The sequence below is a fragment of the Proteiniphilum sp. UBA1028 genome, from assembly GCF_002316955.1.
Taxonomy (GTDB): domain Bacteria; phylum Bacteroidota; class Bacteroidia; order Bacteroidales; family Dysgonomonadaceae; genus Proteiniphilum.
Window position 1 is genome coordinate 58,262 of sequence record NZ_DCEN01000012.1, and the last position, 21,263, is coordinate 79,524.

20 protein-coding genes are annotated in these 21,263 nt (G+C 48.0%); 11 read left to right on the top strand and 9 right to left on the bottom strand.

The genetic code is table 11. From position 1 onward, the window contains the following. From folE to ndk, 7 genes are all read right to left on the bottom strand, one after another. The coding region (folE, locus tag B3Z75_RS01645; protein WP_294067072.1) for a GTP cyclohydrolase I FolE at positions 1-503 on the bottom strand (503 nt) is incomplete at its 3' end. 7 nt (positions 504-510) lie between these two features. Continuing rightward, entirely contained in the window at positions 511-1,047 is a 537-nt protein-coding gene (locus tag B3Z75_RS01650; protein ID WP_294067074.1) for an SPOR domain-containing protein, read from the bottom strand. Positions 1,048-1,196: 149 nt separating this feature from the next. Then, the gene (gene tpiA / locus B3Z75_RS01655; protein WP_294067076.1) at positions 1,197-1,952 is read right to left on the bottom strand and encodes a triose-phosphate isomerase; all 756 of its coding nucleotides are present in this window, start codon (positions 1,950-1,952) and stop codon (positions 1,197-1,199) included. Positions 1,953-1,961: 9 nt separating this feature from the next. Beyond that, entirely contained in the window at positions 1,962-3,116 is a 1,155-nt protein-coding gene (locus B3Z75_RS01660; RefSeq protein WP_349676018.1) for a BT_3928 family protein, read from the bottom strand. Beyond that, positions 3,113-3,664 (bottom strand): DUF1599 domain-containing protein, encoded by a 552-nt coding sequence (locus tag B3Z75_RS01665; RefSeq protein WP_294067080.1) that lies wholly within the window; start codon positions 3,662-3,664, stop codon positions 3,113-3,115. Before B3Z75_RS01665 ends, B3Z75_RS01660 begins: the two co-directional genes overlap by 4 nt. A 96-nt stretch (positions 3,665-3,760) precedes the next feature. Then, positions 3,761-4,774, bottom strand: a complete 1,014-nt coding sequence (locus B3Z75_RS01670; RefSeq protein ID WP_294067082.1) for a peptidoglycan DD-metalloendopeptidase family protein — start codon at positions 4,772-4,774, stop codon at positions 3,761-3,763. A 55-nt stretch (positions 4,775-4,829) separates the two neighbouring features. Continuing rightward, the gene (gene ndk, locus B3Z75_RS01675; RefSeq protein WP_294067084.1) at positions 4,830-5,291 is read right to left on the bottom strand and encodes a nucleoside-diphosphate kinase; all 462 of its coding nucleotides are present in this window, start codon (positions 5,289-5,291) and stop codon (positions 4,830-4,832) included. A 483-nt stretch (positions 5,292-5,774) separates the two neighbouring features. Here ndk and B3Z75_RS01680 point away from each other — a divergent pair, with 483 nt between their 5' ends. The 8 genes from B3Z75_RS01680 (at position 5,775) to B3Z75_RS01715 (ending at position 16,798) form a co-directional block, all read left to right on the top strand. After that, positions 5,775-9,245, top strand: a complete 3,471-nt coding sequence (locus B3Z75_RS01680) for a protein O-mannosyl-transferase family (protein ID WP_294067086.1) — start codon at positions 5,775-5,777, stop codon at positions 9,243-9,245. 80 nt (positions 9,246-9,325) lie between these two features. Continuing rightward, positions 9,326-9,958, top strand: coding sequence for a polysaccharide deacetylase family protein (locus B3Z75_RS01685; RefSeq protein ID WP_294067088.1), 633 nt, complete (start codon positions 9,326-9,328; stop codon positions 9,956-9,958). Between the two features lie 265 nt (positions 9,959-10,223). Next, positions 10,224-10,940: an ABC transporter ATP-binding protein gene (locus B3Z75_RS01690; RefSeq protein ID WP_294067090.1), complete on the top strand. Its 717-nt coding sequence runs from the start codon at positions 10,224-10,226 to the stop codon at positions 10,938-10,940. 2 nt (positions 10,941-10,942) lie between these two features. Beyond that, positions 10,943-12,205 carry an ABC transporter permease gene (locus B3Z75_RS01695; protein WP_294067092.1) on the top strand — a complete coding sequence of 421 codons (1,263 nt, stop codon included), beginning with the start codon at positions 10,943-10,945 and terminating at the stop codon, positions 12,203-12,205. Between the two features lie 71 nt (positions 12,206-12,276). Beyond that, positions 12,277-13,524 carry an ABC transporter permease gene (locus B3Z75_RS01700; RefSeq protein WP_294067094.1) on the top strand — a complete coding sequence of 416 codons (1,248 nt, stop codon included), beginning with the start codon at positions 12,277-12,279 and terminating at the stop codon, positions 13,522-13,524. 46 nt (positions 13,525-13,570) lie between these two features. Beyond that, positions 13,571-14,677, top strand: coding sequence for an efflux RND transporter periplasmic adaptor subunit (locus B3Z75_RS01705; protein ID WP_294067096.1), 1,107 nt, complete (start codon positions 13,571-13,573; stop codon positions 14,675-14,677). Between the two features lie 38 nt (positions 14,678-14,715). After that, positions 14,716-16,029: a TolC family protein gene (locus B3Z75_RS01710; protein WP_294067098.1), complete on the top strand. Its 1,314-nt coding sequence runs from the start codon at positions 14,716-14,718 to the stop codon at positions 16,027-16,029. 52 nt (positions 16,030-16,081) lie between these two features. Beyond that, complete coding sequence (locus B3Z75_RS01715; RefSeq protein WP_294067100.1) at positions 16,082-16,798, top strand: head GIN domain-containing protein; 717 nt, start codon at positions 16,082-16,084, stop codon at positions 16,796-16,798. 33 nt (positions 16,799-16,831) lie between these two features. Here B3Z75_RS01715 and B3Z75_RS01720 read toward each other — a convergent pair whose 3' ends face one another. Together B3Z75_RS01720 and B3Z75_RS01725 are read right to left on the bottom strand one after the other, a co-directional pair. Then, the gene (locus B3Z75_RS01720) at positions 16,832-17,554 is read right to left on the bottom strand and encodes a response regulator transcription factor (RefSeq protein ID WP_294067102.1); all 723 of its coding nucleotides are present in this window, start codon (positions 17,552-17,554) and stop codon (positions 16,832-16,834) included. Between the two features lie 5 nt (positions 17,555-17,559). Further along, positions 17,560-18,906: a sensor histidine kinase gene (locus B3Z75_RS01725; protein ID WP_294067104.1), complete on the bottom strand. Its 1,347-nt coding sequence runs from the start codon at positions 18,904-18,906 to the stop codon at positions 17,560-17,562. A 184-nt stretch (positions 18,907-19,090) separates the two neighbouring features. Between B3Z75_RS01725 and B3Z75_RS01730 the strand changes: the two genes are divergently transcribed. Genes B3Z75_RS01730 through B3Z75_RS01740 form a run of 3 tightly spaced genes read left to right on the top strand, consistent with a single transcriptional unit; the run spans position 19,091 to position 21,256 of the window. Further along, positions 19,091-19,303, top strand: a complete 213-nt coding sequence (locus B3Z75_RS01730; protein ID WP_294067106.1) for an NVEALA domain-containing protein — start codon at positions 19,091-19,093, stop codon at positions 19,301-19,303. Positions 19,304-19,312: 9 nt separating this feature from the next. Then, positions 19,313-20,350 carry a BF3164 family lipoprotein gene (locus B3Z75_RS01735; protein WP_294067108.1) on the top strand — a complete coding sequence of 346 codons (1,038 nt, stop codon included), beginning with the start codon at positions 19,313-19,315 and terminating at the stop codon, positions 20,348-20,350. 12 nt (positions 20,351-20,362) lie between these two features. Next, positions 20,363-21,256 (top strand): DUF1573 domain-containing protein, encoded by an 894-nt coding sequence (locus tag B3Z75_RS01740; RefSeq protein ID WP_294067110.1) that lies wholly within the window; start codon positions 20,363-20,365, stop codon positions 21,254-21,256. Positions 21,257-21,263: the final 7 nt, after the last annotated feature.

Here is a 21,263-nt window from a genome sequence, read left to right on the forward strand (position 1 = left end):
GTGGTGACGGAGTGTTGTTTTTCTACGCCCCGCATCTGCATACACATGTGCTGTGCCTCAATCACGACCATCACCCCCATAGGGTTCAGCGTCTTCTGAATACATTCTTTTATTTGTGTGGTAAGGCGTTCCTGCACTTGCAGACGCCGCGAATAGACATCCACCACACGGGCTATCTTGCTCAGTCCTGTGATATATCCATCCGGGATATATGCTACATGCGCCTTTCCGTAGAACGGCAACATGTGATGCTCACAGAGGGAGAACAGGTCAATGTCTTTCACGATCACCATCTGGCGGTAGTTTTCCCTGAACAGCGCCGCACGGAGGATCTCTTCGGGATCCTGCCAGTAGCCCCTCGTCAGATATTGCATCGCCTTTGCCACGCGCTCCGGTGTTTTCACCAACCCTTCGCGATATACATCCTCACCCAGAAGCGTGAGGATATCTTTCATATGATCCGAGATTACGGACTTTTTTTGCTCTATTTCTTCGGTGGACATCAATTTTTCAATTAATTGGAATTTTCACCTCATCTACCACAACATACATCTCTTTGCCAAAGGAAGGAAATGCTTTTCTCAATTCGTGCATCACCTTCTGGGCCTCGTCGCGGGTTTCAAAATTGCCCACCCGTAAACGCCAGAAAGGGGATTCAAACAAGACGACCGTCTCAAGCTCGGGAAATGAGGCATTTATCAGACTTTGTTTCCGGTTGGCTTCATTTTTAGAAGTCCGCTGATTATTCCCGGAGAAAGCCTGGATCTTGTATCCACGCATTTTATAATACTGAATGGTTCCCTCAGCATTGGAGTAGACCGTCCGGGGTGGTGCCATGGGGCGTCCCAGCACCTGGGCAATGCTCTCATCTTCGTAGACTGTCACCTTTCCTTTGCCGGGAACAGCCGCATTCAACGACTGGAGAATATCTTTTTTTTGTGTCGATGACTGCGTGTGGGAACCTGTTTGTGAGGATATCTGTGCGTAGGAGACTGTTGAAACCAGCAATAACAGAAAGGAAATTGTATACCGAAGATAACGTTTCATACGATTATTTTGTTTTGGTCATCTGTAGTTCACAACCGATAACCGAAATACATTGCTAAGCTGCAAAGATAACGAACATTTTCGTTTCACAAGGTAAGCATAGGACAAATAAATTTGCCCTATGCCATTGGTGAAATCCTGTAACTCTATCAAAAAGCCTCAATGATCGGCATGAATTTATCTACCCCCAGTGACGCTCCGCCAATAAGACCTCCGTCCACATCGGGATTGGAAAAGAGTTCTTTTGCGTTGGAGGCGTTTGCGCTCCCGCCGTATAGGATTGAGGTGTTGTCTGCAATCTCCTTTCCATACTTCGCCGACAGCGTTTGACGGATAAATGCATGCATCTCCTGTGCCTGACCGGCCGTGGCTGTTTTACCCGTACCAATAGCCCATACCGGTTCGTAGGCAAGCACAATCTTGCTAAAATCTTCCGGCGAAAGGTCGAATAACGATGCTTCGATCTGAGATTTTACCACGTCGAAATGCTTGTCAGCCTCTCTCTCGGCCAGCACCTCACCGATACAGAAAATGGGAGTGAGTCCGTTGGCAAGGGCCAGCTGCACCTTCTCCTTCAATATCTCGGGTGTTTCGTGGTAGTAAGCCCTTCTTTCGCTATGGCCAAGGATCACATATTTGGCGCCTGTGGAAGCAACCATCTCTGCCGATACCTCTCCGGTATAAGCGCCCGATACCTTGTCGGCACAATTCTGTGCGGCAACACCAATTTTGGCAGTATCAACAGCGTTCACCACGCTTGCCAAATGGATGAACGGGGTACCGATCACCACATCGCAATTTACAGTTTTGCCTTTCAGCGCTTCGTTCAATGCTGTGGCCAACGCAACTCCTTCCTGCAGGTTTTTATTCATTTTCCAGTTTCCTGCGACAATGTTTTTTCTCATAAACAATCTTTATTTAATAATTAGTTGAAATTTATCGAATGAGGGTACTTTGCTGTCATCCCATTTCCCAATCACCGTGCCTTCCTTCAGCAACATCAGGCCGGGATTTGACCGGATCATAGTTTTTAATGTCCGCTCGTCGGCATGGGCGAACTGAAAACCCGTCCGGTTTTGCTGCTCCCAGTTCCCTACCACATTGGCATCCGAGGCTGTAAGGAGGTAGAATGAATAACCTTTTTCCTTTGCATAGCGATCTGCCTCTCTGAACAGTTGCAGGTGGCGCATGTTCATCTCCTCCAGCAAATAAGAGACCATGAGGAAGGTGTAGGATGGATCCGACAGCAGCATATCCGTGATATCGCCGCCAGACTGCCACGCGCCGCTCGTTGCATCATAATAAATCGACTCTACGGAAAAATCCTCTATTCTGGGTTTTTCACCCTCCCTCACCAGATGCGTCTTCATATCCACAAAGGTCCATGTGGAGTCGTTCCAGGGATAGTTCTCCTCTGTGAATTCCCGGGTTTCTCCATTTTTGCTGTAAATGAAAATTGTTTCATACAGATCGGCCTTCTCCGGGTCTACGTACATTTGAAGAGGAATGCTGGCACCAATCTTATAAGGGCGAAAGTCGATCACCGGCAGCCTGTACACATTGTGCAGGGCAAAAAGCACACCGGACACCAACGTAAGGATTGCCACCGGGAGAGCCGTCTTTCGAGACAACAACGGCTTAATTTGCATCCAGTTCGTTGCCATCCAGACAGCACCGGCCAGCAGCACCACGTTCTTGTAAAAAGTCTGCCAGTTACTGATAACGAAAGCATCACCAAAACAGCCGCAATCTTTTACCGGGTTGGCGATCGCGACCCACAGGGTGAGCGGTGTAAAGAAAATCATAAAAAGCAGGACCAAGCGGGTAGTCATCTTCCGGTAAATTCCCAGTAACAGGAAAACACCCAATGCAAATTCGGACACCACCATCAATACTGCCACGGGAAGTGCCAGCGAGAAAAGGCCTGTCAGGCTTAGCTCAATCAGATAATCCTGAATCTTGTAGGTGAAGCCCAGCGGATCCACCGCTTTCATGAATCCGGAAAAAACGAAGGTAGCCCCTACGATAATGCGGGACAACAGTAGCAGGATTTGAGCCGTTTTCCTCATGCTTGCTCGTCGCCAAAGTGTAGTTTTATCAATCCAAAAATGGCATAGTTCACCATGTCCCGGTAGTTGGCGTCAACTCCTTCCGAAATAAGTGTCTGTCCGGCGTGCTCCTCGATCTCTTTCGTTCGATATATCTTCATCAGGATCAGGTCGGTATATGAACTGATCCGCATGCTTCTCCACGCCTCATCGTAATCGTGATTCTTGGCACACATAAGTTCCTTGTTCTCCGACACATGCCTGTCGTACAGCTCCAATGCCTTTTCAACGGTGATATCTATCGTATCTGCGTACCCCAATTGCAGCTGTATCAGCCCAATGATGCCGTAGTTCACGATGCCGATAAACTCGGGGAGAATACCTTCATCCACCCTGTTTTCCTTCTTCACTTCAAGGGAACGGATCCGGTTTGCCTTAATAAAAATCTGATCGGTAACCGATTCAGGCCGTAGAATTCGCCAGGATGCTCCGTAATCGTACAACTTTTTAGCGAAAATCTCCCGGCATGCCACAATTACTTCGTCGAATTGTTTATTGGTAACATCCATAATGTATTGGTGTAATCTGATGAACAAAGATAATCAAAAAAAAGGTACAAGCGTTTAATCTTATACCTTTTTATGCGGGAGCAGCAGCGCTGTCACTTATGAAATGCGGATCGATTTCCCTATACGCAATACCGTTTTCGCGGAGATATTATTCATCGAACAGAGCTGGCTTACAGAAACTCCGTACCGTCTGGAAATAGCGCCCAGCGTATCTCCTTTTTTGATACGGTGATATTTCACGTCGCCCGATACATACTTGTTGGTGCTGGCAGCCGGCTCTTTATAGGGCGTACTGCTGCTGACAATAGATTTGCTGCTGTTGGAGGTTTTCCTGTAACTCGAGTTGGTCACAAGGTATTCGTCGCGGTGAGTTACTTTATTTTGGAAATCGATGATGAAGTTCGGATTGATGGGTTTGCCCAGGAAGCGTGTCTCAAAGTGGAGATGCGATCCGAATGAGCGCCCCGTGTTGCCGGCCAGGCCGATGGGCTGCCCCGAGCGGACAAAGTCGTTTTCATCGACCAGGAATTTCGAAAGATGCCCGTACACGGTCTCCAGTCCATTCACATGACGAACGACAAGGTAATAGCCATAGCCTCTTCTTTCGAATTGCTTTACTCTGATCTTCCCGTCGAAGGCGGCATAAACGGTGTCGCCCGTCTGTGCTTTCAAATCAATTCCATAATGATAACGTCGGCTTCCTCTTCTCCCAAAATTGGAAGTCATATGCCCCACCACCGGCATGGTGAAATTCTCCAGATCCACGATAAACGTATCCGGGGCGTTTTGCAGACTGCCATAAACATTGACATGTTGGTTCACCCACATCCCTCCGTAAATATCGTCGGCGGGAATTTCGTTGGGATCAAATGACTCTCTGCGCTCCTCGGCCTCTTCGAGGACCGACAAGTCCATTTTGAGCTTTAGACCGTCGGCAAACAAGCCAACCTCATCGCTCAAGCTGGAACTATGTAACTGTCTGGCTGTTATCTCCGGCCTGGATTTATCGGAAGTAGCCGGAGTTGATTGTGTGAATGCGTTCAAAGAAACGAACATCAAGGTTGCGGGCAAAAGAACACGTGCTTTTGCGAAAAAATGATTGCTATCCATTGCTACCTGACTCTTTATTTTGTTGATCCGTTGTAAAATTTGAATATTTTTGTAATTACAATTCATCATTCGCGTAATAATAGGGACCGAGACGGGGTTCATAATCAAAAATCTCCCCTTCGGAGAAAAAACGCTCCAGCTCTGCCGCCGCGGTTTCGGCCGAATCAGACGCGTGCACAATGTTTTCCTGCACACTCATACTGTAATCGCCTCTGATGGTACCGGGTTCAGCCTCTCTCCCATTTGTTACTCCTGATAATTTTCTGACCACATTTATCACATCCACTCCCTTCAGGGCCATAATTAACACAGGACTTGCCTGCATGGAATCTTTGATTCTTCCATAAAATGGCTTGTTTAATAGGTGAGCGTAATGTTCCTCAAGGGTTTCATCGGTTAAACACACCATCTTCATTCCCACAATCTGAATCCCTTTTTTTTCGAAGCGTGCAATCACTTCTCCCAAGATACCACGTTGAACTGCTGATGGTTTTAGAATAACAAGCGTAACCTGCATGAACGATAAACTATTACAAAAAAGACCTTTTAATTATAGATTTTTTTCCTTAATCGATTCCAAAGTAAACTTTTTATTATTTCTCCGCCAAATTGTTGAAACTTTTTTTTGGAGGCCATAAAAGCGAGTAACGGTCAAAAAGCACCCTATCAGTCTGAAAATATGCATTTTACACAGAAACATGTTGTACAACATATTTTGCTGATTTTAAACACTATGCGCATTATTTAACATCTTATTAACATAAACACCACGAAGAAATCCTACCGGCCGGGAAACTCGCTATATATGTGTTGTAAAAAGCAGACAAGAACGGCATCCTCCCACGTATATTCGTTAATTTTACGTTTTTTAATACTATCCTTTTAAAATGAGACTGAAAACGACTTCAGAATAACGGGAATTCTGTATCTTTGCCTCAATTTCCAATTAAATCGGTAACATTCAAGCAAGTGTCGAGTTCTCAATTCAACAAAAAACAAAATGATTAAATACAAGTTAATCAACAACATCGCCGGATGGAGCGTGTTTGTCGTGGCTGCCATTGTATATTTGCTTACAATTGAACCCACAGCGAGTTTCTGGGATTGCGGCGAGTTCATCACCTCGGCCTACAAGCTGGAAGTAGGACATCCACCCGGTGCGCCGATCTTTATGCTGGTAGGAAACTTATTCACCCAGTTTGCCGGAGACCCGTCTCAGGTAGCCAAAATGGTCAACAGCATGTCGGCACTAATGAGCGCCTTCACCATCCTGTTTCTTTTCTGGACCATCACCCACCTCACACGCAAACTGATCCTTAGCCGGAACGAACAGGAATTAACCGTGGGACAAACCGTTGCCGTGATCGGTAGCGGGCTTGTGGGTGCACTTGTTTATACCTTTTCCGATACATTCTGGTTCTCGGCCGTGGAGGGAGAAGTATATGCCTTTTCCTCCATGCTCACAGCCCTTGTCTTCTGGCTGATCCTCAAATGGGAAGACAATGCAGAGAAGCCCCATTCTGACAAATGGCTCGTGCTCATCGCTTACATTATGGGGTTATCCATTGGCGTGCATCTGCTCAACCTTCTCTGTATTCCGGCAATTGTACTGGTACATTATTTCAAAAGAAACGAGACTCCCACATGGAAGGGAGGGCTGCTTGCTCTTTTGGGATCCTTTTTCCTGATCATTGTATTGATGTGGGGTATTATTCCCGGGTTCACCAAAGTGGGCGGGTGGTTTGAACTGTTCTTCGTGAACACGTTCGGCATGCCATACAATACGGGGCTGTTCGTGTACCTGGTCCTGCTGCTGGCAAGCATTGCCTGGGCACTCTTCGAGACTTTATCTCCAAAAGGAAAGGAATCCCGGGCACGCACGGCCTTTTTTGTCAGTCTCGCCCTGGCCGGCATCCTGTTCATCGGCAGCAAGGTGTGGTTGTGGATACTTCTGCTCGTGGCAGGTGCCTATATCTCTTTCCGGTACAAAAAGCTGGAAATCAAGTTTATCAATCTGGCCATGTCGTGCCTGATGGTCATCCTGGTTGGCTTCTCGGCCTATGCCCTGATTCCCATCCGCTCTGGTGCCAATACCCCGCTCGACCTGAACTCACCGGAAGACATCTTCTCCCTGGGCAGCTATCTCAATCGCGAGCAATACGGACAGACACCGCTGATTCACGGAACCACCTACGCATCAAAAATTGCGCGGAACGCCGACGGCACCGCCATCACCGATGGCGAAAGCACGTCCTGGAAGCAGGTTGTTAAAACTTCCCCCGATCAGAAAGACCGGTATGAGAAGGTTACCTCTCCCTCCTATAAATATACCAACACCATGCTTCTGCCCCGGATGCATTCCAACCCCAACAATCCCTCCTTTGGAAATCACATCATCGGTTACGAACGATGGGGCGGTGTAACGGATCAAAATATAAAACCCACGCTTTGGCAAAACCTGAAGTTCATGTTTAGCTATCAGTTCAACTATATGTACTGGCGTTATTTTATGTGGAACTTCTCGGGACGGCAGAACGACATACAGGGCGACGGCGGCATCACTTCCGGGAACTGGATCAGCGGCATTCCCTTTGTGGACGAGCATGTGCTCGGACTGGGGCCGCAGGACAACATGGCTCCCGACATTGTCGACAATAAGGGGCACAACAAATACTATATGCTCCCGTTGCTGCTGGGTATCATTGGCATCTTCTATCAGCTGCGTCTGAAAGAACGGGGAAACAAGAGCTTTGCCATCGTTTTCATGCTCTTCTTCATGACGGGACTGGCCATCATCCTCTATCTCAACCAAACGCCGTTTGAACCGCGCGAACGGGATTATGCCTACTCCGGCTCCTTCTATGCCTTTTCCATTTGGGTGGGAATGGGCGTGGCGGGCATCAGCCTGTTTTTGCGGAAATATCTCAAAAACACCACGGCGGCAACCGCAGTCGCCACGGTAGCATCTCTTTTCGTACCGCTTCAGATGGCGTCGCAAAACTGGGACGACCACGATCGCTCCGGAAGGACGCTGGCACGCGATACCGGCATGAACTACCTCTGTGGCGTAGGTGAAAACGGGATCCTGTTTACCAACGGCGACAACGACACCTATCCTCTGTGGTACGTGCAGGAAACGGAAGGCTACCGTACCGACGTGCGGGTGACCAACCTCAGCTTCCTGCAAACCGAGTGGTACATAGATCAGCTGCTGCGTCCGGCATACGAGTCAACACCTCTTCCCATCAAATGGTCGCGGCCACGCTACTCGGGCGATGCAGGCAGCGCTGCCTTTGTCATCACCAAACAGGAGATTGAAAGCGTGCTGCGGCAGAATAACATTCCGCCCATATCGTTCGGATCCTATTACGACGTAAACGCCTACAAAGATACCCTCTCCCTGAAACAGACGATGGAGAACCTGAGAACGGGTCAAAACAGCAACCCCGCAAACCCATTCAACACAGGCAACACACAGATCATTCCCGGCAATGTGCTCTCACTCGATGTGGATACTGCCGGGATCGACTGGAAAAAGCTCCACGCAAAACCGGGCAGCAGGATGTACATCAACCTGGGTGATAAGTCGGCCCTCTACAGGCAGGAGCTCATGATCCTCGAAATGATCAGCAACATCAACGATGAGAACTGGGAGCGGCCATTACACTTCGCCACCACCATCACCCCCTCGTTGTATATGAATCTGCAGAACGGCAATTTCTCGCTAAACGGGCTCTCGTACCAGGTGATCCCCGGTACTCCGCTGAGCGGTGGCGTAAACACGGAGGCAGCGTATGACAACATGATGAATAAGTTCCGCTGGGGCGGGCTGGAAGAAAATCCCGATATTTATCTGGACGAAACCAGCCGAAGGATGCTTTCCACTTTCCGTCTCTATTTCACCCAGCTGATCAACGCTCTGATCGACGAGGGCGAGAATGAGAAAGCACTGGCTGCACTCGATAAAATCACCACAATGGTACCCGACTCCACGGTACACTACGGTACCGACGGGCTCCTGTTCGCCAGGGCATATTACCGACTGGGTGAACGGGAGAAGGCGGAAGCCCTTATCTCAACCATTGGCGGGCGCATCAACATGAACCTCGACTGGTTCAGCCGTCTGAAGCCTTTGCAGATTTCGAACACCCTCTCCGACATTGTGTATAACAACATCAACCCGCTGCTGCTGATCAACACGATCTATCAACAGTACGATAAGGAAAAATATCGGACGATGACAGACGACCTGATGCAGCGTGCACAGTTTTTTTATATGCAAGGAGTGTCGTACGTGGGCGATGTGATCTTGAAAGAGATCACCGACGGTTCCGTACGCAATTATTATGCCACTCCCCAGGAGGATACCCTCTCACGGGCAACAGCAGAGGAGACAATGCAAAAAGCACTCAACATGATGCAGCAGTTTAGCCCCCGCCTGCTGGAACAATATAAAACCACAACTCAGTAAAAAACGAAGGCAGCATAGGGCCGTGTAGTGTCTACACGGCCCTATGGCTTTGGTCGATACCTAACTCTATCATCCTACACATGCTAATTGAACAGCCCCCACATCTCTACCGGCTTCTCTTTCCCAAATCAGTCTGGCGAATCAAAGTGCCTCGCCAGAAAACGGTCTACCTCACGTTTGATGACGGCCCCATCCCGGAAGTCACCCCCTGGGTACTGGATCTTCTGGACCGATACAACGTGAAAGCCACCTTCTTCTGCGTGGGCGACAATGTGCGGAAACACCCCGATGTTTACCGGATGCTGCTGGAACGGGGCCATAGAACAGGCAATCACACTTTCAACCATGTACAGGGATGGAACAGCAAGACCTCCTACCTGTTGGACAATACGGCAAAGGCAGCCGAGCTGATCGGCTCTCCCCTCTTCAGGCCTCCTCACGGCCATATGCGGGTACCGCAGAACTGGGCAATACACAAGGCTGGCTATAGCGTCATAATGTGGGATGTGGTCACCCGGGACTACAGCCGGCATATGTCGCCCGAACAGGTGCTGGCCAATGTAAAGAAATATACGCGCGACGGTTCCATTCTCGTATTTCACGATTCTCTCAAAGCCGAAAAAAACATGAAATACGCCCTGCCACGTGCCATAGAGTGGCTGCAAGGCGAAGGCTATACCTTTGCATTGATTCCTCATATCGCAACTCCGTAACCCAGTCGCACTTTTCCTTCCACACATCTCTTTGCCGAATGTGGAATGCGGAATGCCATAACCAGGCATCTTCAACAATCCTCTATTTGACTCCCTAAAAAGCATAAACAATGTTAATATTTAAAATATTATAGTATTATGTATTGCATAGTACAATGTTTTGGCATACATTTGTGGCGTCAAAGTTTACTGATTAATGCGTACATACTGTAACGAAACCAGTGAGACACAAGTCTGATTGGCAGAGAACAAAACACACACAGAGATGATTCATATCCGGCAATTACACAAGTCGTATTACACAGAAGCACTTTCGCTTCACGTCCTGAAAGGAATCAGCCTCGATATTGAAGCGGGCGAATATGTCTCCGTGACAGGCGCTTCCGGTTCGGGAAAATCCACGCTGCTCAACATCCTGGGCATCCTCGACACATACGATGCCGGAGACTACCACCTCAACGGCACACTCATTAAAAACCTGAGCGAGAGGCAGGCAGCAGAGTACCGCAACGAAATGATCGGCTTCGTATTCCAGTCGTTCAACCTGATCAACTTTAAGAATGCCCTGGAGAATGTGGCCCTTCCTCTCTATTACAAGAAGGTGAGCCGCAAGAAGAGAAACATCATTGCCATGGAGCATCTCGACAGGATGGGGTTGAAGGAGTGGGCACATCACCTTCCGAACGAACTTTCCGGGGGACAAAAACAGCGCGTGGCCATCGCCCGTGCCCTGATTTCGGGTCCGAAGATCATCCTTGCCGATGAACCTACCGGCGCACTCGACAGCAAAACCTCGCTGGAGGTGATGGATGTACTTACCGGCCTCAACGAAGAAGGCATCACCACCATCATTGTCACGCACGAGCAATCGGTCTCCGATGCCACCAACCGCATCATACACCTGAAAGACGGGATGATTGAATACGAAACACGCAAGAACAACGGCGTACACGACACCATTCAACCTACCTACATTGAATAACTATGATCGACCAGTTTCAGGAAATATACGACACGCTGAAGAAAAACAAACTGCGTACAGCCTTGACCGGCTTATCGGTTTCCTGGGGAATTTTCATTCTCATTGTCCTGTTGGGAGCAGGCAACGGCCTGAAGAACGGCGTAATGCAAAACTTCAGCTCCAGGGCTGTCAACCGCATCAACCTATGGTCGGGCACCACCTCCATGCCGTACAAAGGCCTGAAGTCGGGACGCCAGACAATGTTTACCGATGGCGAAGTATCGGCCATCCACAATCAGGTGGAAGAGAGTCGCCTCATCAGCGCCAGGTACAACACCACACAAACCATCTCCTACGGTACCGAATATGGTTCTTACGGGTTGAGCGGAGTAATGCCCGACTATTCCAACATTGAGAAGCTGATCATTCCTCCCGGAAAAGGCCGCTTCATCAATGCGTTGGACATGAAGGAAAAGAACAAGGTGATTGTGTTGGATCAGAAGATCGCCGACGTCCTTTTTAAGAATGAACCACCCCTGGGGAAGCAGGTAAAGGTCGGCCAGGTCATGTTTAAAGTGGTGGGCATCAACACCAAGAAAGAGCAATTCGGAGGATCAAATGCCTATATCCCCTTTTCTACGGCACAGGCTATCTACAACCCGCAGCGCAAGTTCTGGCAGATCACTTTCACCGTGGACGGCCTCACCACGAAGGCACAGAACGACCGGTTCAACGAATCGCTCAGAGGCATGATGGGGCAACGCCTCAACTTCAATCCCGATGATAAACAGGCGCTCTATATCAACAACGCACAGGAGGACTATGTGGAAACGATAAAGATTTTCGGAGGAATCACCTTTTTTGTCACCATCATTGGCATCCTCACCCTCATCGCCGGCATTGTGGGGGTAAGCAACATCATGCTGGTCTCGGTGAAGGAACGTACCCGCGAAATAGGAATCCGCAAAGCCATTGGCGCCACCCCCATGGCCATCCTGAAGACCATCATCCTGGAGTCGATCATCATCACCACCCTCTTCGGGTACATTGGCATGATGCTGGGCATCGGACTGACAGAGCTGATCAACTTCTTCATGGTGCAGGCAGCCAACGGACGGCCTGTCTCCGACGAGCCGCAGATGTCCGTCTTTACGAACCCCACGGTGGATTTGGGCTACGCGGTCTTTGCCACGGTCATTCTGATTATTGCAGGAGTTATTGCAGGATATCTGCCTGCAAGAAAGGCCGTACGTGTACAGCCCATCGAAGCGATGAGACAGGAGTGATGCAGGTAGGGCTGGAAAGTTTTGGAGGTGAGGATTTGAAAACAAATTACTGATTACTAAAAAAACAATATATGTTCGATCTGGACAGATGGCAGGAAATATGGATCACCATTACGCACAACAAGTCGCGTAGTGTGCTCACCGCGTTCGGGGTGTTCTGGGGCATGCTGATGCTGGTGCTGATGGTCGGCGCCGGCAATGCGCTGGAAAAGGGAATGACCTCCCAGATTGAGGGATTCGCCACCAACTCCTGCTTCTTTGCCTCGGAACGTACCACGCTCCCCTACAAAGGGTTTCGCAAAGGACGAAGATGGGATATGACCAACAGCGACCTGCCCGTGATCCGGAAGAAGGTCGCTGAGTTGCAGTACATTTCGCCCGTGCTGTTCTCGGGGGGCAACGACAAGAACGTGGTACGTGGTGAAAAAAACGGCTCCTACCTGGTGAAGGGCTGTTATCCCGAATACGACCTGATTGAGAAAAGCAAGATGCTCTATGGCCGATATGTGAACGACATTGACATCGCAGAAAAAAGAAAAGTGTGCGTGATCGGGGAACGTGTTTACGAAGTGCTCTTTCAGAAGGGCGAAGACCCTACCGGCAAACAGATCCGCGTGAACGGCATCTACTTCCAGGTGATTGGTGTAGCCCGGAGCACCTCAGGAGTGAGCATTGGCGGGCAGACGGCCGAAACGGTGGTCCTCCCCTTCTCCACCATGCAGCAGGCCTTCAACCACGGTAACGTCATCCACTTTCTGGCTGCCACTGCCAAAGATGGAGTCCCGGTAAAGATTGTGCAGGACAAGATCCTGGAGATACTGAAGCAACAGCACCAGATCGCGCCCGACGACAAGGAGGCGGTGTTCACCATGAACATCGAGGAACAGTTTAAGATGTTCAACTACCTTGGCATCGGCATTGCGGCTCTGATCTGGATTGTTGGACTGGGCACCCTCTTTGCCGGCGCCATCGGCGTGAGTAACATCATGCTGGTCACCGTGCGCGAACGTACCAAGGAGATCGGCATCCGTCGTGCCCTGGGAGCCACCCCCCGCAGCATCATCGGGCAGATACTGAGCGAGAGCGTCGTCCTCACCGTCTTGGCAGGACTCACCGGCATTGTGGTGGGAGTAGGATTGCTGCGAGCCACCGGCATTGTACTGAGCCAGGGCGACCAGTTCTTCAAAGACCCGCAAATCTCCTTCGGCATGGCCGTCACCTCTCTCCTTATCCTGCTTGTCATCGGCACCTTTGCCGGATACATCCCCGCCCAGCGCGCCATGATGATCAAGCCGGTAGAGGCGATCGCAGAAGAGTAGAACAGAAAAACGAAATAAACATAAACTTCAAACAATAAAAAACCGTATGAGACGAATACTGAGAATTGCAGGACTGGTACTACTGGGGCTTTTGGTCATTTCCACCTTTGTGTTTCTCTGGCAAAAATCACGTCCGAAAGTGGTGACCTACAAGATTGAGTCCGCCACCAAAGGGAACATCGAAAAAAGAACGGTCGCCACCGGCAAAGTGGAGCCGCGCAACGAGATCCTGATCAAACCGCAGATGTCGGGCATCATCTCCGAGGTCTACAAAGAAGCGGGAGACAAGGTGCTGGCAGGCGATATCATCGCCAAGATACAGGTGGTGCCCGATATGGTGAACCTGAGCAGCGCCGAGTCGCGCGTGCAGCGTGCACAGCTGGCCGCCGACCAGAGCCGCAGCAATTACGAACGCGATCGCAAGCTATTTGAAAACCAGGTGATCTCAAAGGAGGAGTTCGAAAAAGTGGAGTTGCAGTACAAGAACGACCAGGAGGAGTTGCGTGCTGCGAACGACAACCTGAGCCTGGTGCGTACGGGAATCACGCAAAGCTCCGCAAAGACCAGCAATACGCTGGTGCGCTCCACCGTGAGTGGCACCATCCTCGACGTGCCGGTCAAGGTGGGCAACTCGGTAATTCAGTCCAACAACTTCAACGACGGCACCACGGTGGCATCGGTAGCCAACCTGAGCGACATGCTCTTCGTGGGCAAGATCGACGAAACCGAAGTAGGCAAGCTCTCGGTGGAGATGCCCATGGAGATCACCATCGGCGCCATCCAGGACCGTAAGATTCCTGCCACACTGGAGTACGTTTCTCCAAAAGGTGTGGAAGAAAGCGGTGCCATCCTCTTCGAAATGAAGGCGGCATTGAAATTGCCAGAAGATGTGTTTATCAGAGCCGGATACAGTGCCAATGCCGACATTATCCTGGATCAGCGGACCGATGTGCTGACCATTCCGGAGAGTTCCGTGGAATTCAGCGGCGACTCGGTCTTTGTCTACCTGGTCCGGAACGAGAAACCCCAGGAGTTCGACCGGCATCCGGTAAAAATTGGCCTGTCCGACGGCATCAACATCGAAGTGACCGAAGGATTAAACGAGAACGACAAGATCCGCGGCACAGAGATCATTGAGGAAAAGAAGAAATAACAAACTGCCTTCACAGTCAGTTGACAACCATCCATATTATGCAGATCAGAACCTTTGCCTTCAGCCTGCTGCTCACCGGCAGCGTCCTCGTTCCGGTATCGGCACAGCAGCAATACACCTTGCCGGAATGCATTGACATTGCCCTGGAAAACAACCGCAATATCAAACAGCAGGAGCTGAACCGCCGGCAGCGGGAAATAGCCTACAGCCAGGCACGTGCCGACCTGTTGCCCAACCTGAATGCCTCGGCCGGACAGAGCTTTGTCTTCGGCCGCTCCATCGGCCTCGACAACACCTATCAGAACACCAACTCCTCGCAGACCAGCTTCGGGATAGGCGCCGACATCACCCTCTTCGACGGCCTGCGCATGAAACACAATATTGACGCACGCAGAGCCGACATGCAGGCTTCGGAGGCCGACCTCGACAAGATGCGCGACGACATCATCATGAGCGTCTCCACCGCCTTTCTGCAGGTACTGCTCAACCGCGAGCTGCTACAGATCGCGGAGAATCAGCTGGAGACCACCCGGGCCGACCTTGTCCGCCGTACCGAGCTGGTAAAAAGCGGCAGAATGGCCCAGGGGGAGCTTTATGAACAGGAAGCACAGCTGGCCCGGGAGGAACTCAACAGGGTGCAGGCAGCCAGCAACTACAGGCTGGCGCTGCTCGACCTGGCACAGATCATGGAGCTGGAGCAATTCGATGATTTCGATGTAACAGCCCCACCCGCCGGGACACTCATCCGCGAATCCACGCTGCTTGCTTCCGACGCCGTCTACGAAAGCGCGCTGGTGAACCGCCCCATCATCCGGAGCATGCAGTACCGGATCGAAAGCAGCGAAAAAGAACTGCTGATGACCCGGTCGCAGCTCTATCCGTCCCTCTCCTTCGGCGCCAACATGGGGACCGGCTACTACAAGATGAGCGGCAGAGACAACGACCCGTTCGGCACCCAGCTGCGCAACAACATAAGCAATTCACTCGGTTTCAGCCTGCGCATCCCCATCTTCAACCGGTTTCAGGTCAAAAACAACATCCACATCGCCGAGCTGGCCATTGCCAATACCCGCCTGGAGATGGACAAGACAAAGCTGGAACTCCGCAAACAGATTGAGCAGGCCTATTACAATGCCGTGGGCGCCAGAAGCCGTTGGGAAGCCGCACAGAAATCGGTGACCGCCAGCAACGAAGCATACCGCTTTGCAGAAGAAAAATACCGGAACGGCCGTGCCAACGCCTACGAGTTGTTTCTGGCCAAAAATAACCAGACGCAGGCCATGGGCGAAGAGGCACAAGCTAAATACGAATATGCCTTCCGGCTGAAGATCATCGAATTGTTAAAAGACTAACTTCCTGTAACCGGAAAGCGCTTTGCAATGTCTTATTCTAAAAAAGAAACAGATGAAACGATTACTTTCACTCACATTCATTACCCTGCTGCTGGCAGTAAGTAGCAGCTCCTGTGCGCAAACGCGCCAGGCGACGGACAAGTTCGACGTGTCTGACTTCACGACCATCGAGACGTCGGTGGCAGCCAACATCCACATCCGGCAATCCTCCACTACCCAGGTCACGGCCGAAGGCAGCGAAGAGCTGCTCAACGCACTCGACGTGCGAATGGACAACGGCAAGCTGGTCCTCGAGATGAAGAAAACCTTCCTGAAGCGATTTGGCAACCGGGCCAATAAGCTGGTCATCTCCATTGCCACCCCCACCCTTTCACGGATCGACTCCGAGGGTGTGGGAAACATAGTGATTGACGGCACCTTCTCCACGCCCTCCCTCCACATTCAATCGGATGGAGTAGGCAATTTCACGGCCGAAAACCTACGTTGTGACGAAGTGAAGATCGATTCTGAAGGGGTGGGAAACATCACGCTGCGCGGAACGGCCGGCAACGTGGAGATCAGGTCGGAAGGCGTGGGCAATGTCAATGCCGACGGACTGAAAGCAAAACGTGCCGTGGTCTCCTCCCAGGGCGTGGGCAACGTAAGCTGCCATGCATCGGAATACCTCAAGGTACGTTCGGATGGCATTGGCAATGTGCGGTATTACGGCAACCCGGCAGAGAAGGAGTTCTCCAAGGACGGCATCGGCAAAATAAAAGCAGGCAACTGATTCCCTGCTTACAATAAATACTCTACTTCTAAATTACAAAAAAACGGAACCGGGGGCTTGCGAAAGTCTCCGGTTTTTTTTGTCATCTTTTATTTTCATCTGATAACCACTGCCATATATCGTAGTTATTGATATGGAAGGAAACTCCTTGAGTATTTTCTTTATATGAGAGACTGATCGATCCAGGGCGTTATTCATTTGGAATTTATCATCTTTCCAGACCTTGTTCAAGATGTCATTTCGGCTAACTGTAAAGTTTATGTTTTCAAGTAACAGGGATAACACCTGTGTTTCCTTGTCCCGCAATTGAAAGTTTTTATGATTGATTGTCAATTGCTGGCCATCGATGACAATGTGCAGATTGCTTATGGTAAATTTTCGGATACCCGCGGGTTCGAGCATACTCATTATCTGTGCCAATGCATTATGCGGATTTACCGGTTTCTCAATATAATTGGTTGCTCTCAACAACCGATAGGCCTTATGATAGTTCTCTATGTCAAATGCCGTTCCGGTCATGAATATGATGGGGACCACACCATTTATTTTCCGGATCTCTGCAGCGACCCCGAATCCATCTATCCCGGGCAGTACAACATCCAGCAAGACTAATCGGGGTCTCAATTCTTTGAAGCGCACCAAGGCATTCTCACCGTCAACCGACCATATCACAGAGAGGCCGTTGTTCTGAAAAAAATCCTTCAGAATTTTCCCCAATGACATATCGTCTTCAACCAACAATATCAGATCATTCATGTGAGCTATCCTTGAAAAATGACAACAAACTCGCTACCCTTGTCCAACTCACTGCTAACGGAAATAATCCCCCCATGCGCTTCAACGATTGATTTTGCATAGGTCAGTCCCAGGCCAAATCCTGTTTTACTTTTTGTTTCCGTTCTTTTAACCCGGTAGAATTTATCGAAAATAAGTTTTTTGTCGGAAGCAGATATCCCGATACCGTTATCTTTTACCGACACCTTCAACCCGTCGGGTGTGTCTGTCACGTTGATATCAATTGTAACAACAGGTTTTACCGTATATTTGATCGCATTTTCCAACAGGTTGTCCATCACATTTGAGAAGTGAAGCATATCCACGCACATGATCTGTTTATGCGTCTCAATCATTAGATTCACAATAACTTTCCTTTGAGGATCATCTGACACCGCATATCGTTTCTGCAAGGATTCAAAGAACGGAACAATCTCCACAGCTGTTCTGTTCATCGTCACATACTGCTTCTCATTGTTGCTGATCTGCTGAATTCTTTTTGTGTATTGGGTTAACTTATTCAGATCCATCTCTATGTTCTTCACATAATCCAGTGCTTTATTCTTCTCTCCTCTTTCCAGGTAAAAAGGGATGAGTGAAGCCATTGCCACGGCACTGGCAATAGGCCGTTTAAACTCATGTGTCATTGCATTCACGGATTCCTGTCGCATTCTTTCCGTTTTCCACTGAACAACAAAACTTTTTGAAATATAGAAGAGAGAAGTTAGTGCAATCACAATCAACAAAAAGGAGACTGCCAACTGTTTCTTCATCTTATCCAAAATTCCCAGGCGGGAGTTCTGTATATACCCCACAACTCCGATCGATGCAACTATGTCCAGTGGGATTGTATCCGCATTCACATAATCAACGATTGAGATACCCACAGGCTTGGTTGATTCGATCTGCACCTTGTTATTCAGATCCAGATATTCAAAATAAACATTCTCCACATCATGCTTTTCTTTGATTTTTTCTTTAAAAATTGTGCTTAATTTGTTCAGATCAATAGGATAATACTTTGCTAATACAAATTGAACGATCTTAGACATTGCATGAGAATCATTCTTATCTATCTTAAAAGTATATACAGAATCTTCCGTTACTACGTTTTTAGTGAAATATCGTGTAGTATCATTTGGAGGCGCTATATTGTGTGAATAAACAGAATAACCCCCAATAGATTCACTTCTCTCAGCCAATTCCATGGATATTGCCTGCTGTACTGCCTGATTGATATCCAATTTGAATTCCCGGTCATGCAGTTCATACATGTTGTATAGCCACGAGACCTGGTTGACTGCAATGCTAATCAATACAATTATAGTCAGCATCTTAACGACAAGACGTTTCTTAAATTCTATATTGTTTCCACACAATTGCATAATCAAAATCCAACAATTCATGGATTGCTCAAGCAAAGATAAACAATATGAACAGAATTGAGACAGAATCTCGCCCTACTTTTTTTTTACTAATTAGCTTCTTTTTTTCTTCTTTGTGAAAAAAACTCACAAAATGAAAAAGAAACATCACGCTTATTTAATTATCGTCACAATGACAACACTTTTGATCTTTTCAAAATCCAAAGTTAAAAACCAATATATTAGTGAAATTTTACTCTCTAATATCGAGTGCCTGGCAACATCTGAAAATCCAAATATTAATTGTTTTGGACTTGGGAGTGTCGATTGTCCGAAAAGCGAAGTCAAGGTCTTACTCTATTTTTAAAAGCATACTATGATTTTACACTCCTGTATATTCATTCTTATTTCAATCTTCATACAGTGTTGTACATCGAAACCATTCGCCGGTTTTCAATTTGCTGAAGAAAGATTTCTGCCCGGAAAGGTTCTATCTGTTCAGGACTCCAAATATCTCCGATATCCTTTCAGGATAAGACAAAGTGATTCATTGCTTTATATCCTGGATCTGCACGGTCCGGATTACTATTGCCATACGCTCACCTTTCCCGAGATGAGACAAAATTCTTCCCTGGCACTCAGAGGAAATGGGCCGGAAGAGTTTCTCAGTATAGAGAATATTCGTTTGGATAGTGAGGGTACACTCTATCTACTCGATGCCAATAATAATACAATTAGCATTCGTAACCCCCTGAATAATAATTTTAACAAGCGTATTCATCTATCAAAAAACCTTATCAGGTGTCTGGATTTCGCTTTGATTAACGATTCCTTGTTTGTAATTCCAGATTATGGCGGCAAATGCCGGATAAATATTGTGGATGACAGTGGAAATATAAGGAGGCAACTGTTTAAAATTCCCACGAAAAAGAGGCAAGATCCAAACATTCCGGATATTGTTTTGGCACAGGCATGGCGTTCCTTTTTAGATTACAATCCGGATAACGGTGTATTGGCTATGGTCACCCAACTGGGGCAGGTGATTGAGATTTATAATTTAAAAACAAACGAAATAATCAATATTCTGTACGGCAAACTCGGTGAGCCGGAATTTGCCAATCAGGGGGATTATGCAATCCCCACCGGGATCATGGGATACAGTGATGTGCATGTGGGAAAAGATAAAATTTACACCCTTTTCTGGGGTACATCTTTCAAAGATATCCGCAAGGAAAACCCCTATAATAGGATAGAAGGCGGGAATATAATTCAGGTATTTAGCCTTGATGGTACACCCCTTATACAATATACACTGGATAAACACATTACCGGATTTTCCATCGACGAAAATCGTAATACATTATTAGGGCTGGATGTCAATCACGAACAACAGATTGTAGAATATCAATTATAAAAATTTCATACAATGAAAAATTCAAAAGTTTTCAGATACATCTGGATTATATTGATCGGCACACTTGTATTGAGTTGTAAAGACAATAATTCCAGAAAAGAAATTGCAAAAATTGTTCAACATTGGCAAAACAAGAAAATCATTTTTCCGGAAGATTTGACTTTCACGAAATATGGGACCGATACAATTGAATATAAAATTCCATCATCTTCATATAAAATATTGATGTATGTAGATTCAATTGGCTGCACAAGTTGCAAACTACAATTGCATAAATGGAAGGAGTTCATATCCGAGTTGGATTCATTCACAAATGGCTCAGTTCCTGTAATTTTCTTTTTTCATCCTAAAGATATGCGGGAAATATCCTATCTTTTAAAAAGAGACGGGATCAATATTCCTGTTTGCATTGACATGGGCGACAAACTGAATGCTATTAACAATTTTCCGTCTCGGCAGGATTTTCAAACATTTTTGCTGAATGATGAAAACAAAGTTGTATACATAGGCAACCCAGTTCATAATCCACGTGTGAAAGAAATGTATCTGTCTGAAGTATCAAACAGTTCATATCAAGCCAACGCAACACAACCCTTCCGAAGCTCGCAAATAAAAACAGATAAAACGGAATTTGATTTGGGGACTATCCCAAAAGGAGATGCCAAAACGGTAAGCGTTTCAATAAAAAATGTGGGCGAATCCCCTTTTATGATATTCGACACTCGTGCATCGTGCGGATGCACGCATATTGGATATGAAAAGAGGCCGATACTTCCGGACAGTACAACCCGGATAAGCATCACCTACAACGCTGATGACCGGGGGCATTTTAATAAGACCGTTTCGGTTTACGGAAATATGGAAAATTCGCCGTTGATTATCAAGCTTAAAGGAAGTATAGAATAAAAAAGTC

Coding starts and splice junctions, on each gene's coding strand:
- B3Z75_RS01665 (WP_294067080.1), bottom strand. CDS start 3,664: ATGGATGTTACCAATAAACAATTCGACGAAGTAATTGTGGCATGCCGG.
- B3Z75_RS01650 (WP_294067074.1), bottom strand. CDS start 1,047: ATGAAACGTTATCTTCGGTATACAATTTCCTTTCTGTTATTGCTGGTT.
- B3Z75_RS01690 (WP_294067090.1), top strand. CDS start 10,224: ATGATTCATATCCGGCAATTACACAAGTCGTATTACACAGAAGCACTT.
- B3Z75_RS01660 (WP_349676018.1), bottom strand. CDS start 3,116: ATGAGGAAAACGGCTCAAATCCTGCTACTGTTGTCCCGCATTATCGTA.
- B3Z75_RS01715 (WP_294067100.1), top strand. CDS start 16,082: ATGAAACGATTACTTTCACTCACATTCATTACCCTGCTGCTGGCAGTA.
- B3Z75_RS01725 (WP_294067104.1), bottom strand. CDS start 18,906: ATGCTGACTATAATTGTATTGATTAGCATTGCAGTCAACCAGGTCTCG.
- ndk (WP_294067084.1), bottom strand. CDS start 5,291: ATGCAGGTTACGCTTGTTATTCTAAAACCATCAGCAGTTCAACGTGGT.
- tpiA (WP_294067076.1), bottom strand. CDS start 1,952: ATGAGAAAAAACATTGTCGCAGGAAACTGGAAAATGAATAAAAACCTG.
- B3Z75_RS01710 (WP_294067098.1), top strand. CDS start 14,716: ATGCAGATCAGAACCTTTGCCTTCAGCCTGCTGCTCACCGGCAGCGTC.
- B3Z75_RS01730 (WP_294067106.1), top strand. CDS start 19,091: ATGAAAAAGAAACATCACGCTTATTTAATTATCGTCACAATGACAACA.
- B3Z75_RS01685 (WP_294067088.1), top strand. CDS start 9,326: ATGCTAATTGAACAGCCCCCACATCTCTACCGGCTTCTCTTTCCCAAA.
- B3Z75_RS01735 (WP_294067108.1), top strand. CDS start 19,313: ATGATTTTACACTCCTGTATATTCATTCTTATTTCAATCTTCATACAG.
- B3Z75_RS01705 (WP_294067096.1), top strand. CDS start 13,571: ATGAGACGAATACTGAGAATTGCAGGACTGGTACTACTGGGGCTTTTG.
- B3Z75_RS01680 (WP_294067086.1), top strand. CDS start 5,775: ATGATTAAATACAAGTTAATCAACAACATCGCCGGATGGAGCGTGTTT.
- B3Z75_RS01695 (WP_294067092.1), top strand. CDS start 10,943: ATGATCGACCAGTTTCAGGAAATATACGACACGCTGAAGAAAAACAAA.
- B3Z75_RS01700 (WP_294067094.1), top strand. CDS start 12,277: ATGTTCGATCTGGACAGATGGCAGGAAATATGGATCACCATTACGCAC.
- B3Z75_RS01720 (WP_294067102.1), bottom strand. CDS start 17,554: ATGAATGATCTGATATTGTTGGTTGAAGACGATATGTCATTGGGGAAA.
- B3Z75_RS01670 (WP_294067082.1), bottom strand. CDS start 4,774: ATGGATAGCAATCATTTTTTCGCAAAAGCACGTGTTCTTTTGCCCGCA.
- B3Z75_RS01740 (WP_294067110.1), top strand. CDS start 20,363: ATGAAAAATTCAAAAGTTTTCAGATACATCTGGATTATATTGATCGGC.